The sequence below is a fragment of the Nocardioides sp. AX2bis genome, assembly GCF_902506435.1.
In the GTDB taxonomy this organism is placed as follows: domain Bacteria; phylum Actinomycetota; class Actinomycetes; order Propionibacteriales; family Nocardioidaceae; genus Nocardioides.
The window spans coordinates 865,916-881,349 of record NZ_LR733215.1; the positions used below are offsets into that span (position 1 = coordinate 865,916).

At 73.9% G+C, this 15,434-nt stretch carries 16 protein-coding genes; 12 read left to right on the forward strand and 4 right to left on the reverse strand.

Features of this window, described 5'->3' with window-relative positions:
- The first annotated feature begins 26 nt into the window (after nucleotides 1-26).
- From tsaD to GV155_RS04220, 3 genes are all read left to right on the forward strand, one after another.
- Nucleotides 27-1,106 (forward strand): tRNA (adenosine(37)-N6)-threonylcarbamoyltransferase complex transferase subunit TsaD, encoded by a 1,080-nt coding sequence (gene tsaD, locus GV155_RS04210; RefSeq protein ID WP_160005527.1) that lies wholly within the window; start codon nucleotides 27-29, stop codon nucleotides 1,104-1,106.
- A gap of 72 nt (nucleotides 1,107-1,178) precedes the next feature.
- Nucleotides 1,179-2,279, forward strand: a complete 1,101-nt coding sequence (locus tag GV155_RS04215; protein WP_160005529.1) for an S-(hydroxymethyl)mycothiol dehydrogenase — start codon at nucleotides 1,179-1,181, stop codon at nucleotides 2,277-2,279.
- On the forward strand, nucleotides 2,279-2,914 hold the full coding sequence (locus tag GV155_RS04220; RefSeq protein WP_160005531.1) for an MBL fold metallo-hydrolase: 636 nt from the start codon (nucleotides 2,279-2,281) through the stop codon (nucleotides 2,912-2,914). The genes GV155_RS04215 and GV155_RS04220 overlap by 1 nt, the downstream gene beginning before the upstream one ends.
- Nucleotides 2,915-2,934: 20 nt before the next feature.
- On the opposite strand, the gene GV155_RS04225 is transcribed toward GV155_RS04220, so the two are convergent.
- A complete protein-coding gene (locus GV155_RS04225; RefSeq protein ID WP_160005533.1) occupies nucleotides 2,935-4,092 on the reverse strand; it encodes a class I SAM-dependent methyltransferase in 1,158 nt (385 codons plus the stop codon).
- A 227-nt stretch (nucleotides 4,093-4,319) separates the two neighbouring features.
- Between GV155_RS04225 and groES the strand changes: the two genes are divergently transcribed.
- From groES to GV155_RS04240, 3 genes are all read left to right on the forward strand, one after another.
- On the forward strand, nucleotides 4,320-4,613 hold the full coding sequence (gene groES / locus GV155_RS04230) for a co-chaperone GroES (protein WP_160010819.1): 294 nt from the start codon (nucleotides 4,320-4,322) through the stop codon (nucleotides 4,611-4,613).
- Nucleotides 4,614-4,720: 107 nt separating this feature from the next.
- Nucleotides 4,721-6,346 (forward strand): chaperonin GroEL, encoded by a 1,626-nt coding sequence (gene groL, locus GV155_RS04235; protein WP_160005535.1) that lies wholly within the window; start codon nucleotides 4,721-4,723, stop codon nucleotides 6,344-6,346.
- Between the two features lie 102 nt (nucleotides 6,347-6,448).
- Nucleotides 6,449-7,459 (forward strand): S66 peptidase family protein, encoded by a 1,011-nt coding sequence (locus GV155_RS04240; protein ID WP_160005537.1) that lies wholly within the window; start codon nucleotides 6,449-6,451, stop codon nucleotides 7,457-7,459.
- 194 nt (nucleotides 7,460-7,653) lie between these two features.
- On the opposite strand, the gene GV155_RS04245 is transcribed toward GV155_RS04240, so the two are convergent.
- Nucleotides 7,654-8,553, reverse strand: coding sequence for an aminotransferase class IV (locus tag GV155_RS04245; protein WP_160005539.1), 900 nt, complete (start codon nucleotides 8,551-8,553; stop codon nucleotides 7,654-7,656).
- Nucleotides 8,554-8,564: 11 nt separating this feature from the next.
- Nucleotides 8,565-9,332, reverse strand: a complete 768-nt coding sequence (locus GV155_RS04250; protein ID WP_236553966.1) for an HAD family hydrolase — start codon at nucleotides 9,330-9,332, stop codon at nucleotides 8,565-8,567.
- Nucleotides 9,333-9,388: 56 nt separating this feature from the next.
- Between GV155_RS04250 and rnhA the strand changes: the two genes are divergently transcribed.
- From rnhA to guaB, 3 genes are read left to right on the forward strand one after another with little or no spacing between them, the layout of a single operon-like run.
- The gene (gene rnhA / locus GV155_RS04255; RefSeq protein ID WP_160005543.1) at nucleotides 9,389-9,859 is read left to right on the forward strand and encodes a ribonuclease HI; all 471 of its coding nucleotides are present in this window, start codon (nucleotides 9,389-9,391) and stop codon (nucleotides 9,857-9,859) included.
- Between the two features lie 46 nt (nucleotides 9,860-9,905).
- The gene (locus tag GV155_RS04260) at nucleotides 9,906-10,790 is read left to right on the forward strand and encodes a GNAT family N-acetyltransferase (protein ID WP_160005545.1); all 885 of its coding nucleotides are present in this window, start codon (nucleotides 9,906-9,908) and stop codon (nucleotides 10,788-10,790) included.
- A 45-nt stretch (nucleotides 10,791-10,835) separates the two neighbouring features.
- Nucleotides 10,836-12,338 carry an IMP dehydrogenase gene (guaB, locus tag GV155_RS04265; protein WP_160005547.1) on the forward strand — a complete coding sequence of 501 codons (1,503 nt, stop codon included), beginning with the start codon at nucleotides 10,836-10,838 and terminating at the stop codon, nucleotides 12,336-12,338.
- Between the two features lie 15 nt (nucleotides 12,339-12,353).
- Here the strand turns inward: guaB and GV155_RS04270 are convergent, their stop codons facing one another.
- The gene (locus GV155_RS04270) at nucleotides 12,354-12,743 is read right to left on the reverse strand and encodes a tautomerase family protein (protein ID WP_160005549.1); all 390 of its coding nucleotides are present in this window, start codon (nucleotides 12,741-12,743) and stop codon (nucleotides 12,354-12,356) included.
- 43 nt (nucleotides 12,744-12,786) lie between these two features.
- Between GV155_RS04270 and GV155_RS04275 the strand changes: the two genes are divergently transcribed.
- Genes GV155_RS04275 through GV155_RS04285 form a run of 3 tightly spaced genes read left to right on the forward strand, consistent with a single transcriptional unit; the run spans nucleotide 12,787 to nucleotide 15,424 of the window.
- Nucleotides 12,787-13,893 carry a GuaB3 family IMP dehydrogenase-related protein gene (locus GV155_RS04275; RefSeq protein WP_236553968.1) on the forward strand — a complete coding sequence of 369 codons (1,107 nt, stop codon included), beginning with the start codon at nucleotides 12,787-12,789 and terminating at the stop codon, nucleotides 13,891-13,893.
- Nucleotides 13,890-14,573 (forward strand): haloacid dehalogenase type II, encoded by a 684-nt coding sequence (locus tag GV155_RS04280; RefSeq protein ID WP_160005553.1) that lies wholly within the window; start codon nucleotides 13,890-13,892, stop codon nucleotides 14,571-14,573. Before GV155_RS04275 ends, GV155_RS04280 begins: the two co-directional genes overlap by 4 nt.
- The gene (locus GV155_RS04285; RefSeq protein ID WP_160005555.1) at nucleotides 14,573-15,424 is read left to right on the forward strand and encodes a serine hydrolase; all 852 of its coding nucleotides are present in this window, start codon (nucleotides 14,573-14,575) and stop codon (nucleotides 15,422-15,424) included. The genes GV155_RS04280 and GV155_RS04285 overlap by 1 nt, the downstream gene beginning before the upstream one ends.
- Nucleotides 15,425-15,434 lie beyond the last annotated feature (10 nt).

Sequence of the window (15,434 nt, forward strand, 5' to 3'; positions counted from 1 at the left end):
GGCGGCCGGGCTGGCACGATGGGCGGGTGCCCGACCGACCCGCCCCCGACGGCCCCCTCGTCCTCGGCATCGAGACGTCCTGCGACGAGACCGGGGTGGGGGTCGTCCGCGGGCACACCCTGCTCGCCGACACCGTGGCCAGCAGCGTCGACCAGCATGCGCGCTTCGGCGGGGTCGTGCCGGAGGTGGCCAGCCGGGCGCACCTGGAGGCGATGGTCCCGACGCTCGAGCGTGCCTGCGAGACCGCCGGCATCCGTCCGGGCGACGTCGACGCGATCGCGGTCACCAGCGGCCCCGGGCTGGCCGGCGCGCTGCTGGTCGGGGTGGCCTCGGCCAAGGCGCTGGCGCTCGCCCTCGGCAAGCCGCTCTACGGCGTCAACCACCTCTCCGCCCACGTCGCGGTCGACCAGCTCGAGCACGGCTCCCTGCCCGAGCCGTGCCTGGCGCTGCTCGTCAGCGGCGGGCACTCCAGCCTGCTGCGGGTCACCGACGTCACCGGCGGCGGTGCCGACGGCGGCGGGGTCGACCCGATGGGCGCGACCATCGACGACGCCGCGGGGGAGGCCTTCGACAAGGTCGCCCGCGTGCTCGGGCTGCCGTTCCCCGGAGGGCCCCACATCGACCGGGCCGCCCGCGAGGGCGGGACCGTCACCATCGACTTCCCCCGGGGCCTGACCGGGCGCCGCGACCTCGAGCGGCACCGCTTCGACTTCTCCTTCTCGGGCCTCAAGACCGCCGTCGCCCGGTGGGTCGAGGCCCGCGAGCGCAGCGGCGAGCCGGTCCCGGTCGCCGACGTCGCCGCGTCGTTCCAGGAGGCCGTCTGCGACGTGCTGGTGCGCAAGGCGCTCGACGCGGCGACCTCCGACGGGATCGAGGACCTCCTGATCGGGGGCGGCGTGGCCGCCAACTCCCGGCTGCGTGCGATGGCCGTCGAGCGGGCCGCCGCCGCGGGCGTACGCGTCCGCGTGCCGCGACCCGGTCTGTGCACCGACAACGGGGCGATGGTCGCCGCGCTCGGTGCCGAGATGGTGGCCCGCGGGCGTACCCCCTCCGCGCTGGACCTGCCGGCCGACAGCAGCCAGCCGGTCACCACCGTGCTGGTCTGACCCGGTCCCGCCCGTAGGCTGCGCGGGCGACGTCCCGGACCGCCGGGGGGCGAGATGCGAGGAGAGCAGAGCATGCACGAGGTGCAGGGCGTCATCGCCCGCGGCAAGGGCCAGCCGGTCGAGCTGACCACGATCCACGTCCCCGACCCGGGCCCGGGCGAGGCCCTGGTGAAGGTCCAGGCTTGCGGTGTGTGCCACACCGACCTGCACTACCGCGAGGGCGGCATCAACGACGACTTCCCGTTCCTGCTCGGCCACGAGGCCGCGGGCGTGGTCGAGGCCGTCGGCGACGACGTCACCGAGGTCGCCCCGGGCGACTTCGTGGTCCTCAACTGGCGCGCGGTCTGCGGCGAGTGCCGGGCCTGCAAGCGCGGCGAGCCGCAGTACTGCTTCGCCACCCACAACGCCACGCAGAAGATGACGCTGCCCGACGGCACCGAGCTGTCCCCGGCGCTGGGGATCGGCGCCTTCGCCGAGAAGACCCTCGTGGCCGCCGGCCAGTGCACGAAGGTCGACGAGTCCGCCCGCCCGGCCGCCGTCGGCCTGCTCGGCTGCGGCGTGATGGCCGGCATCGGTGCCGCCATCAACACCGGTGCGGTCACCCGCGGGAAGTCCGTGGCGGTCATCGGCTGCGGCGGGGTCGGCGTGGCCGCCGTGGCCGGCTCGGTCCTGGCCGGCGCCAGCCCGGTCATCGCGGTCGACATCGACCCGAAGAAGCTCGAGACCGCGACCCGGATGGGCGCGACCCACACCGTCGATTCCTCGAAGGTCGACCCGGTCGAGGAGATCAAGCGGATCTGCGCCGAGACCTACGAGGGCGCCGAGGGCGCTGACGTGGTCGTCGAGGCCGTGGGGCGCCCCGAGACCTGGAAGCAGGCGTTCTACGCCCGCGACCTCGCCGGCACCGTCGTCCTGGTCGGCGTCCCCACGCCCGACATGACCGTCCCCGAGATCCCGCTGATCGACGTCTTCGGCCGCGGCGGGGCGCTCAAGTCCAGCTGGTACGGCGACTGCCTGCCCAGCCGCGACTTCCCGATGCTGGTCGACCTCTACCAGCAGGGCCGCCTGGACCTCGACGCGTTCGTGACCGAGGAGATCGGCATCGGCGACGTCGAGGCCGCGTTCGACAAGATGCACGGCGGCGACGTCCTGCGCTCGGTCGTGATCCTCTGATGGCCGGCGCCGTGCGCGTCGACCACGCCGTCTCCAGCGGCACCTTCAGCCTCGACGGGGAGACCCACCAGGTCGACAACAACCTGTGGGTCGTCGGCGACGACACCGAGTGCGTCGTGATCGACGCCCCGCACTCGGTCGACGACGTGATGGCCCTGGTGGGCGACCGCACGGTGAAGGCGATCGTGCTGACCCACGCCCACGACGACCACTGCCGCGTCGCCCCTGCCCTGCGCGAGCGGGTCGCCGCGCCGATCATGCTGCACCCGGCCGAGCGCCCCCTGTGGGAGCTGACCCACGGCGGGCCGGACGACGCCGACGGCTACCTGTGGGACCTCGACCTCGCCGACGGCACCGTCGTCGAGGTCGCCGGGACCCGCCTCGAGGTGCTGCACACGCCGGGCCACTCGCCCGGCGCGGTGTGCCTGCACGCCCCCGACCTGGGCTGCGTCTTCAGCGGGGACACCCTCTTCCAGGGCGGTCCCGGGGCGACGGGGCGCTCCTACAGCGACGCGGACGTCATCGTGGAGTCGATCCGGACCCGCCTGCTCGTCCTCCCCGACGACACCGTGGTCCACACCGGCCACGGACCCGACACGTCGGTCGGGGCGGAGCGGGCCGGGCTCGAGGGCTGAGCCCGTCCCCGGGCCGCCAGTCAGGCGCGGCCCGGGGGCAGCGGCTCGACCAGGAGCGCCGTGCCGCGGCCCGCGACCCGGGTCAGCACCACGGTGGCGGCGAGGTCCCCGGTGAGCTTGAGCCGCTTGCGCAGGTCCTCGGGCACGACGTCCACCCCGCGCTTCTTGATGGTCAGCGCGCCGACGTCGCGCTCGCGCAGCGCCGCGCGCAGCTGCTTCTCGCGGTAGGGCAGCTCCTCGAGCACGCGGTAGCCCCGGGCGAACGGGGTGCGGACGTCCTCGTCGGAGGTGACGTAGGCCAGGTGCGGGTCGACCCGCCCGCCGGCGACCGTCGCGGCGACCGCGGTGACCAGCCCGGCCCGGATGACCGCGCCGTCCGGCTCGTAGAGGTAGCCGCCGACGCCGCGCACCTCGTCCGAGACCGGGTCCCCGTCGGTCAGCGTGGCCAGGCCGGCCCCGGCGACCACGGTGGCGCGCCACCGGACCGTGGCCAGGTGCCCGCCCCACAGCGCGACCTCCTTGACCTCGCCGTCCTCGCTGACCCACTCCGCCTCGACCCCGTCCGGGACCCGCTCGTGCGGCAGGCCCGGGGCGGCCTTCACGCAGGAGTCGCGGCCCAGCAGGGACTCGACGAAGTCCCACGAGGGGGTCCAGTCCTCGACCCGGAAGCTGCGCCCGCGCCCGCTGCGGCGCGCAGGGTCGGCGAAGGCGACGTCGAAGGGGGCGAGGTCCAGCTCGGTGGCGTCGGCCACCGCGACCGCGCCGGGCAGCCCGAGCGCGGCCAGGTTGGCCTCGGCCGCCGCGACCCGCACGGGGTCCAGGTCGACCCCGACGCAGGTCAGACCGGCCCGGGCCGCGGCGACGAGGTCACCGCCGACCCCGCAGCCGAGGTCGACGAGGGTGCGGGCGCCGGAGGCCGCCATCCGGGCGGCGCGGTGGGTCGCGACACGCGTACGGGTGGCCTGCTCGAGGCCGTCACGGGTGAACCACATGACGCCGGCGTCGTCGCCGAGCTTGGCCCGGGCGTGGCGGCGCAGGTCCACCTGGGTCAGGGCCGCCGCGACCCGGTCGGGGTCCGCGCCGGGCAGCGCGCGCAGGTCCGTACGCCCGTCGGCGGCGGCCGCCATCAGGGCGCCGCCCTCGTCGCCGGTCAGCCACCGGAAGGTCTCGAGGTCCACGCCGCCATCCTCGCAGGGACCGCGGGCCGGGTGCTCCTGGCACTCGGTCGGGGCGAGTGCTAGTTTTGCCCTGGCACTCTCGAGGTGAGGGTGCCAGTGCAGGCGATGGGCCCGACCCCCGCGACGGCGAGCCCCGAGCCTGCCCCAGCGTGCACCACCCCCGTCCGGACAACCCGTCCGGGCACCTCTGTCCGTGCAACACAGTGGAGAAAGTGGAGGTCGACATCGTGTCGGTCAACATCAAGCCCCTCGAGGACCGCATCGTGGTCAAGCCGCTCGACGCCGAGCAGACCACCGCCTCCGGCCTCGTCATCCCCGACACCGCCAAGGAGAAGCCCCAGGAGGGCGAGGTCCTGGCGCTCGGCCCCGGCCGCGTCGACGACAACGGCAACCGCGTCCCGATCGACGTCGCCGTGGGCGACAAGGTCGTCTACAGCAAGTACGGCGGCACCGAGGTCAAGTACGCCGGCGAGGAGTACCTCATCCTCTCCGCGCGCGACGTCCTCGCGGTCGTCAGCTGAACACCCCCCGGGTCGTGCCCCCGGCTGCCGCGCTGACGCGCAGCGGCCGGTAGGGCACGACCCGGACGTGTCTCCCGCACATCCCGAGCACCATCGCAAGGAGAGCAATGCCCAAGATCCTGGAGTTCGACGAGAACGCACGGCGCGCTCTCGAGCGGGGCGTCGACGCCCTCGCCAACGCGGTCAAGGTGACCCTCGGCCCCAAGGGCCGCTACGTCGTCCTCGACAAGAAGTGGGGCGCCCCCACGATCACCAACGACGGCGTGACCGTCGCTCGTGAGATCGAGCTGGACGACCCGTTCGAGAACCTCGGCGCCCAGCTGACGAAGGAGGTCGCCACCAAGACCAACGACGTCGCCGGTGACGGCACCACCACGGCCACGGTCCTGGCCCAGGCCATGGTCCACCAGGGCCTGCGCGCGGTCGCTGCCGGCGCCAACCCGATGAGCCTGAAGCGCGGCATGGACAAGGCCACCGAGGCCGTCGGCCAGGCCCTGCGCGACGCCGCCCGCGAGGTCGAGACCCGCGAGGACATGTCCTCGGTCGCGACCATCTCGAGCCGCGACGCCCACATCGGCGACCTGCTCGCCGAGGCCTTCGACAAGGTCGGCAAGGACGGCGTGATCACCGTCGAGGAGTCCAACACCATGGGCACCGAGCTGGAGTTCACCGAGGGGATGCAGTTCGACAAGGGCTACATCTCGCAGTACTTCGTCACCGACCAGGAGCGCATGGAGGCCGTCCTCGACGACCCCTACCTGCTCCTGCACCAGGGCAAGATCAGCTCGGTCTCCGACCTGCTCCCGCTGCTGGAGAAGGTCATCGCCGCCGGCAAGCCGCTCTTCATCCTCTCCGAGGACGTCGACGGCGAGGCGCTGTCCACCCTGGTCGTCAACAAGATCCGGGGCACCTTCAACGCGGTCGCCGTCAAGGCTCCCGCGTTCGGTGACCGTCGCAAGTCGATGATGCAGGACATCGCGACGCTGACCGGCGCGCAGGTCGTGGCGCCCGAGGTCGGGCTCAAGCTCGACCAGGTCGGCCTCGAGGTGCTCGGCCAGGCCCGTCGCGTGGTCGTCACCAAGGACGACACCACGATCGTCGACGGTGCCGGCGACTCGGCCGAGGTCGAGGGCCGCGTCAACCAGATCAAGGCGGAGATCGAGAACACCGACTCCGACTGGGACCGCGAGAAGCTGCAGGAGCGCCTGGCCAAGCTGGCCGGCGGGGTCTGCGTCATCAAGGTCGGCGCCGCCACCGAGGTGGAGCTCAAGGAGAAGAAGCACCGCATCGAGGACGCCGTCTCCGCGACGCGCGCCGCGATCGAGGAGGGCATCGTCCCCGGCGGTGGCTCCGCGCTCATCCACGCGGTCTCCGTCCTCGACGGGGACCTCGGCCTGACCGGTGACGAGGCCGCCGGCGTACGCGTCGTGCGTCGCTCGGCCGACGAGCCGCTGCGCTGGATCGCCGAGAACGGTGGCGAGAACGGCTACGTCATCACCACCAAGGTGCGCGAGCTCGGTGTCGGCAACGGCTACAACGCCGCCACCGGCGAGTACGGCGACCTGGTCGCCCAGGGCGTCCTGGACCCGGTCAAGGTCACCCGCTCGGCGCTGGTCAACGCCACCTCGATCGCCGGCATGCTGCTGACGACCGAGACGCTGATCGTCGAGAAGCCCGAGGAGCAGGACGACGCTCCCGCGGCCGGCGGCCACGGCCACGGGCACGGCCACTGAGCCAGCACGGCTGATCCACCACCCGGCCCGTCGTCACCTGCCTCGCGCAGGTGGCGGCGGGCCGTCGCCGTCCCCGGGCAGGCGGGGCGCGAGGATGACCCCATGATCCGCTTCCCCGCCCCGCTCCGACCCGGTGACCGCATCGGGGTGACGTCGCCGTCCGCCGGTGTCGACGGTCCGGGTGCCGACCGCATCGACTTCTGCGTCGGCTGGTTGCGCGAGGCCGGGTACGACGTGGTCGTCGGGGAGATGATGGACGGCTCGGGGATCACCTCCGGCCCGGTCGCGGCCCGTGCGGCCGAGATGACCGCCATGCTGTGCGACCCGTCGATCCGCTGCGTGGTCCCACCCTGGGGCGGCGAGACCGCGGTCGACCTCGTGGACCTGCTCGACTGGGAGGCGCTGGCCGCGGCCGAGCCGACCTGGCTGGTCGGCTTCTCGGACGTCTCGACCCTCCTGGTGCCGCTGACCACGCGGCTGGGCTGGGCCACGCTGCACGGCGACAACCTCGCCGACACGCCGTACGCCCCGCCCGACGGGCTGCTGGGCTGGCTCGACGTGCTCGCCGGACCGGGCCCGCACCGCCAGCGGGACTCCGGCGTGGTCGCCGGCTGGTGGCGCTTCGCGGAGGATCCGCACGCGACCTCGTGGAAGGTCGTCGGCGACGGCGGCTGGTCCCTCCACGGGGCCGACTCGCTGGACGTCACCGGGCGGCTGGTCGGCGGGTGCGTCGAGACGATGGTGAACCTGGCCGGGACGCCGTACGGCGACGTCGCCGCCTTCGGTCGTGAGTACGCCGCCGACGGCCTGGTGGTCTACCTCGAGGCCTCCGGCGACGACGCGGCGACCATCTGCAGGCACCTGCACGGCCTCCGGCTCGCCGGGTGGTTCGACCACGCACGGGCGGTCCTGGTGGGGCGTACCAGCGCGCCCGACCACCCGCAGATGACGCAGCGGGAGGCGGTCGTCGACGCCCTCGGGAGGCTCGGGCTGCCGATCGTCTGGGACATGGAGATCGGCCACGTCCCGCCGCACCTGCCGTTGGTGAACGGCGCGCTCGCGACCGTGACCGTCGACGGGGGCGTCCGCGAGATCGTCCAGCACCTCGTCTGACGTCGTCCTCCACAGGCGACCGCCCCGCGTTGACACCGCACGCAGGTCAGGAGGGGGCCGGAGCCTGCGGGTGGTGTCAACGCGACGGGAACCCCTGTGGACGACCGCCGCCCCGGGGTTCGTGTCACGAGAAGCAGGTCTGGAGGGCCTGACGACCTGCTTCTCATGACACGAGCACCCGGGCGAGGGTGGCCTCAGACGACGAGGGTGCCCTCCACCGCGGTGCGGGCGGCGTACGCCTCGGCGATCGCGGTGCCGACCGGGCCGCGGGCGCCGGTGCCGATGCGGCGCCCGTCGAGGCAGACCACGGGGGTGACCCCGCCCATCGTGCCGGTCACGAACACCTCGTCGGCGTTGACCAGGTCGACCAGGGAGTAGTCGCCGACCCGGGCCTCGCGGCCGGTCGCCGCGCAGATCTCGAGCACGGTCTCGCGGGTGATGCCCTCGGGGCAGGCGCGGGTGGTGCTGGTGTGCACGACGCCGTCGGTGACGTGGAAGACGTGGGTCGCGTTGGTCTCGGCCACGAAGCCCGCGTCGTCGAGCATGAGGGCGTCGTCGGCGCCGGCGACGTTGGCCTCGATCTTGGCCATGATCGAGGTGAGCAGGTTGTTGTGGTGGATCTTGGGGTCCAGGGAGTCGGCGCGGTGGCGGCGCACCGAGCTGGTGACCAGGGTGATCCCGGTGTCGTCGTAGACCGGCGACTTGAACTCCGCCAGCACGATCAGCGTCGGGCCCGACGTGTTCAGCCGCGGGTCCATCCCGCTGGTGAGCTTGACCCCCCGGGTCAGCGTCAGCCGCACGTGGACGTCGTCGGTCATCGCGTTGGCCGCCAGGACCGCGCGCAGCCGCTCCTCGAGCAGCTCTGCGGCGGGGATCTCGGCGAAGGCCAGCGCGTGCGCGGAGCGGCGCAGCCGGGCGAGGTGCTCGGTGAGCTTGAAGATCCGCCCGTGGTGCAGCCGCAGTCCCTCCCACACCGCGTCCCCGCCCTGGACGACGGAGTCGAAGGGGCTGATCCCGGCCCGGTCGCGGTGCACCAGGGTGTCGTCGATGCCGACCACCAGGTCGCGGTTGCGCTCGTCGTACTGCTGCAGCATCAGGGTCGTCCTCAGGGGGTCGGGGGCGTGTCGGGCGAGAGGCGGTACGGCGCCAGCGCGTCGTAGTAGGGCCGGCAGCGCTCCAGGAGCGGGCGGAGCCGGTCGGGCAGCGGGTCGGCTGCGCCGGGGGAGTCGGTGGCGAAGCCGGTCGAGGCCTCCACGCCGGCGTACCAGTGCGGGGCCCAGACGCCGTCGGAGCCGCGCGGGCCGGCCGGCCACGCGAGCATCGCCTCGTCGAAGGCGAGGCCGAGGGCGGCGCAGAGCAGGCCGAGCGTGCCGCGCGGGTCGCGCAGGACGTCGGCGGCGTCGACGACGGGCCCGCCGTGGGTCTCGAACAGCTCGACCTGCTGGGGCAGCCCGAGGTCCTCGAGGGTCGGCTCGTCGCGGACCTTGGCGTAGGAGGTGAGCACCCGCTCGGGGTCGCGGACCAGGAAGGCGTGCCGCAGCGCGCCCAGCGGCCCGCCCCGGCCGCCGGGACCACCGGGCACGAACCCCGGGAGCAGGTGGTGCGTCATGTGCTTCTGGTACTGCAACGGCGTCGCGAGCGGACCCTCGACGAGCTCGGCCAGCACCACGGCCGGGTCGGTGGGCTGCGAGGCGACCACCTCGTCGCGGCCGGGGTGGTCGAGCCCCGTGGCGGCGAGGTACGCGGCGTACAGCGGCTCGTCGACGACGCTGCAGTCGGCGCGGTTCTCGAAGCTGCGCATCATCGCGGTGGACAGGTTGCGCGGTCCCGACCACATCGCGACCCGCACCGTGGCGGTCTCGGGGTGGCTCACCGGGCGCATTCTGCCCCCTGCTCCCGCAGGCCGTCCGGTGGCCTAGCGTGCTGCCCGTGGACGAGGTCGTGGTGGTGCACACCGACGGGGCGTGCGTGCCCAACCCCGGGCCCGGGGGCTGGGGCGCGCTGCTGCAGACCGGCCGGCACGAGCTGGAGCTCTGCGGCGGCGAGGCCGGGACGACCACCAACAACCGGATGGAGCTGAGGGCGCCGATCGCGGCGCTGGAGACGCTGACCCGCCGGGTGACGGTGCACCTGCACACCGACAGCACCTACGTCCGCAACGGGATCACGAAGTGGCTGGCCGGCTGGGAGCGCAACGGGTGGCTGACCTCGGCCAAGGAGCCGGTGAAGAACCGGGACCTGTGGCAGCGGCTGCGCGAGGCCGAGCTGCAGCACGACGTCACCTGGTTCTGGGTCAAGGGCCACGCCGGCAACGCCGGCAACGAGCGCGCCGACCGGCTCGCCGCGAAGGGCCTCGCCGAGGCGGTGGCCGAGGGCCGCCGGGATGTGTCGTCGGCGTAACACGACCGATCCTTCCCGGCAACGTCCCGCTGGCAGCATCGCTCCCATGCTGTGGCGCGTGCGTACCAACCTCCCCGACCGGCCCGGGACCCTGGCCGGGCTCGCCCGCACCTGCGGCGAGGCCGGGGTCGACATCCGGCGGATCCAGGTCTTCCCCGGATCGACCGTGGGACCGGTGACCGACGAGCTGGTGCTCGAGGCGTCGGACGGGCTCGACGAGGCCGCGATCACCGCGCTGGTGGTGGGGGCGGGCGGCGACCGCGTCCTGGCGCTGCCGTGCACGGAGGCGGCGCTCGACGACCAGCCCACCCGGTACGTCGAGGCGGCGCGCGCCGTCATCGCGCAGCCGGCCTCCTTCCCCGACGTGGTGGCCCGCCTCTTCGACGCGGCCGCGGACGTCGACGGCGGTCCGGCCGACGTGATGGAGCTGCGGGTCGGCGACGTGCGCGTGCAGGTGCGCCGACCTGCCCCCTTCACCCCGACCGAGCGCGAGCGCGGGCTGGCGATGGCCGCCCTGGTCAGCGACGTGCTCGGGCGCGAGCGCAGCAACGGCGCGAGCCGCCGGATCGGTGCGGGCGCGACCGTCACCTACGCCGCGCTCGAGACCGCCGTGCAGGCGCGGGTCGACGAGGTCGTGGTGGGCGAGGCCCGGCTGCTGCCGGTCTCCCTGGACGCGCCCGGCACCCGCGAGGTCGACCTCGACGTCGACGTGTCCTGGCAGCGGCGCGGCATCGGCACCCGCCTGCTCGGCGACGTGGCCCGGCTGGCCCGCCGCATCGGCGCCGAGGAGCTGCTGGTGCGCACCCGCGCCGACAACCAGGCGGTGATGCCGATGGTGCTCTCGGCGGGGATGCGGGGCCGGATCAGGATGGCCGGCGACGAGCTGACCGTCCGGATCCCGCTGCGTGACGTACGTCCCCTCGCCGGCTGACGTCGGGCGGCGGGGGAGCCCCTCGCGGGCGTCTACGATGAGCGGGTGGAGCTCCCGGAGAAGTTCGAGGCCCTCGGGCTGACCTACGACGACGTCCTGCTGCTGCCGGGTCACTCCGACCTGGCGCCCTCTGACATCGACACGACCTCGCGGCTGACCCGCGAGATCTCGCTCCGGGTGCCGCTGGTGAGCGCCGCGATGGACACCGTCACCGAGTCGCGGATGGCGATCGCGATGGCCCGCCAGGGCGGCCTCGGGGTGCTGCACCGCAACCTGTCGATCGAGGACCAGGCCTACCAGGTCGACCTCGTCAAGCGGACCCAGACCGGGATCATCTCCAACCCCGTGGTGATCGGCCCCGACGAGACGCTGGAGGAGCTCGACCGGATCTGCGGCGAGTACCGCGTCTCCGGCATGCCCGTGGTCGACCCCGAGCAGCGCCTGCTCGGGATCATCACGAACCGGGACCTGCGCTTCACCCCGGTCGCGGAGTGGGCCACCACCAAGGTCGACGAGGTGATGACCCCGATGCCGCTGATCACCGGCCCGGTCGGGATCAGCCGCGACGACGCCACCCTGCTGCTGCGCAAGCACAAGCGCGAGCGGCTGCCCCTGGTCGACGAGCAGGGCCGGCTGGCCGGCCTGATCACCGTCAAGGACTTCGTGAAGTCCGAGCAGTTCCCGCTGGCCTCCAACGACGCGCACGGCCGGCTGATGGTGGGCGCCGCGATCGGCTACTTCGGCGACGCCTGGCAGCGGGCCACGACCCTGGTCGAGGCCGGGGTCGACGTGCTGGTCGCCGACACCGCGCACGGCAACGTACGCCTGCTGCTCGACATGGTCGCCCGGCTCAAGACCGACCCGGCCACCCGCCACGTCCAGGTGATCGGCGGCAACGTCGCCACCCGCGAGGGCGCGCAGGCGTTCGTCGACGCGGGGGCCGACGCGGTCAAGGTCGGGGTGGGCCCGGGCTCGATCTGCACCACCCGCGTGGTCACCGGCGTCGGCGTGCCCCAGGTGACCGCGGTGCACGACGCCTCGTTGGCCTGCCGGCCGGCGGGCGTGCCCGTGATCGCCGACGGCGGGATGAAGTACTCCGGCGAGATCGCCAAGGCCCTGGTCGCCGGCGCCGACGCGGTCATGGTCGGCTCCCTGCTCGCCGGCTGCGACGAGTCGCCCGGCGACCTGATCTTCGTCAACGGCAAGCAGTACAAGACCTACCGCGGGATGGGGTCGCTCGGCGCGATGTCCAGCCGCAACAAGAAGTCGTACTCCAAGGACCGGTACTTCCAGGCCGAGGTGGCCAGCGACGACCAGATCGTCCCGGAGGGCATCGAGGGCCAGGTCGCCTACCGCGGCCCGCTCTCGGCCGTGGCCCACCAGCTGATCGGCGGGCTGAACCAGTCGATGTTCTACGTCGGCGCCCGCACCGTGCCCGAGCTGCAGGACAAGGGCCGCTTCGTGCGGATCACGCAGGCCTCGCTCCAGGAGAGCCACCCGCACGGCGTCCAGATGACCGTCGAGGCGCCGAACTACTCCGGTCGCTGACCGGACCGCGGTGCCTCAGAGCTCGCCGGTGAGGAACTGGGCGCGGCCCAGGCCGAACGACCAGTCCTCGCGCTCCGCGGCGACCACCGAGACGACGAGGTCCTCCGGGCGCACCCCGGCGCGCTGCTCCAGACGCTCGGCCAGCGCGGCGTACAGCGCCTGCTTCTGAGCGGCGCTCCGGCCCTGCTGGGTGACCTGGACGACCATCACGCCGTCGCTGCGCTCGAGGCCGAGGCCGGTGTCCTCGCAGATGATGCGGCCCGGGCGGTGCTCGGTGATCACCTGGTAGCGGTCGCGCGGGGGAGCCGCGAAGACGTCCTCCAGGCACTCCTGGACGACGTCGGCGATGGTCCTCAGCTCGTCGTCGGCGCGTCCCTCGAGCAGGTCGATCCTCACCAGTGGCATGCGGCCAGCGTCGCACCCGCGACCAGCCACTAGGGTGGACGGCGTGACCGAGATCGAGATCGGGCGCGCCAAGCGGGCCCGCCGCGCCTACTCCTTCGACGACATCGCGATCGTGCCCTCCCGGCGCACCCGCGACCCGGAGGAGGTCAGCGTCGACTGGCAGATCGACGCCTACCGCTTCGACATCCCCGTGCTGGCCGCGCCGATGGACTCCGTGATGTCGCCGGCCACCGCGATCGCGCTCGGTCGCCTCGGCGGCCTCGGCGTGCTCAACCTCGAGGGGCTCTGGACCCGGTACGAGGACCCCGAGCCGCTGCTCGAGGAGGTCGCCCAGCTGCGCGGCACCGAGGCGACCCGTCGGATGCAGGCGATCTACGCCGAGCCGGTGCGGCCCGAGCTGATCACCGAGCGGCTGCGCGAGGTGCGCGCCGCCGGGGTCACCGTGGCCGGGTCGCTGTCGCCCCAGCGCACCCAGGAGCTCTCCAAGGTCGTGGTGGACGCCGGCGTCGACATGTTCGTCATCCGCGGCACCACCGTCAGCGCCGAGCACGTCTCCAGCCAGGCGGAGCCGCTGAACCTCAAGGAGTTCATCTACGAGCTCGACGTGCCGGTCGTCGTCGGCGGGTGCGCCACCCACCAGGCGGCGCTGCACCTGATGCGCACCGGCGCCGCGGGCGTGCTCGTCGGCTTCGGCGGCGGCGCCGCGCACACCACGCGTACGGTCCTCGGCCTCGCCGTCCCGATGGCCTCCGCGGTCGCCGACGTGGCCGGTGCCCGGCGCGACTACCTCGACGAGTCCGGTGGCCGCTACGTCCACGTCATCGCAGACGGCTCGATCGGGATGTCCGGCGACGTCGCCAAGGCGATCGCCTGCGGGGCCGACGCGGTGATGGTCGGCTCGCCGCTGGCTCGCGCGAGCGACGCGCCGGGCCGCGGCTTCCACTGGGGCGCCGAGGCGCACCACGACGAGCTGCCGCGCGGCCAGCGGGTCGAGTTCGAGCAGGTCGGCACGCTCGAGGAGATCCTCTTCGGACCCTCGCGGGTCGCCGACGGCACGATGAACCTTGTGGGCGCGCTGCGCCGGTCGATGGCCACCACGGGCTACACCGAGCTCAAGGAGTTCCAGCGCGTGGAGGTCGTCACCACGTGAGCGGTGACGGCGACCCGGCACGGGTGGTCGTGCTCGACGTCAACGAGACGTTGTCCGACCTCGCCCCGCTGCGCGCCCGCTTCGCCGAGGTCGGCGCCGACGAGGCGCTCGCCGCGACGTGGTTCGCCGCCGTGCTGCGCGAGGGCATGGCGCTGGCCGCCGTCGGCCAGCAGGCCGCCTTCGCCGAGATCGGGGCCCACGTCCTCGACGTGCTGCTGCCGGCGGACCTGACCCTGCAGCGCGCCGCCGCGGTCGACCACGTGCTCGGGGCGTTCTCCGGGCTGTCGGTGCACCCCGACGTCCCCGACGGCCTCCGCGCGCTGCGCGAGCAGGGCGTGCGGGTGCTCACCCTGAGCAACGGCGCGGCCGCGGTCGCCCAGGGCCTGCTCGAGCGGGCCGGGGTCGCGGACCTGGTCGAGGCCACGTTGTCGGTGGCCGACGCGGGCGTCTGGAAGCCGGCCGCGGCGGCCTACGCCCACGCGGTGGCCTGGTCGGGGGAGCCGGCCGCGGCCCACCTGCTCGTGGCGGTCCATCCCTGGGACGTGCACGGTGCGCAGCAGGCCGGCTGGTCGGGTGCCTTGGTGGACCGGTCCGGCACCACCCCGTACCCCGGGTACCTCGACGCCCCGGTGCTCCGCGTGCGGGACCTGACCGACCTCGCCGCCCGCCTGGGCCGCTGATGGACCACGAGGGCGCGGCGACGCCGAGGACCTCCCGCACCGTCTCGGCGTGGCTGGGGGGCCTCGACGGCCGCACCTGGTGGGCTCGCGACGACCGCGAGCCGCACCTCGCGGCCAGCACGATGAAGCTGCCGGTGGCCGTCGCGGCGCTGCGCGCCCACGCCGCGGGCACCCTCGACCTCGACCTCGCGGTGGCGGTCCACGACGAGTTCGACTCCGTGGTGGCGGGGGAGCGGTTCACGATGGACGCCGACTACGACCAGGACCCCCGGACCTGGGCCGAGCGCGGGGGCACCGTGCCGCTGCGCGACCTGGTGCACCGGATGCTGGCCCACTCGGGCAACCTGGCCACGAACCTGGTCCTCGAGCAGGTCGGCACCGACGCGGTCGCCGCGGTGCTCGAGGAGGCCGGGTGCTCGGAGCGCACCGCCGTCCCGCGCGGGATCGAGGACGGCCCCGGGCGCAGGGCCGGGCTCGAGAACGTCGTCACGGCCCGCGACCTCGGACTCGTCCTCGTGGGCGCGGTGGGCCACCGGCTGCTCGACGCCGCGTCGGGGCACGCCCTCGAGCGCGACCTGCTCGCCCAGGTCTTCCGTGACGGCATCCCGGCGGGCCTGCCGGCCGGTGTCACGGTGGCGAACAAGACCGGGTGGATCGGCGGGGTGAACCACGACGTCGCCCTGGTCCGCCCGGACGCCCACCCGCCCTTCGTGCTGGTCGTGCTGACCCGTCACGGCGCCTCGGAGCGCGCGGGCGAGCAGCTGGTGGCCGACGTGGCCTCCCGGGCCTGGGCGGCGCTCGAGGAGCGCGCGGGACGCCCGCTCCACCACGGCGGTGACGCTCCCTCGTGACCGGTCCCTC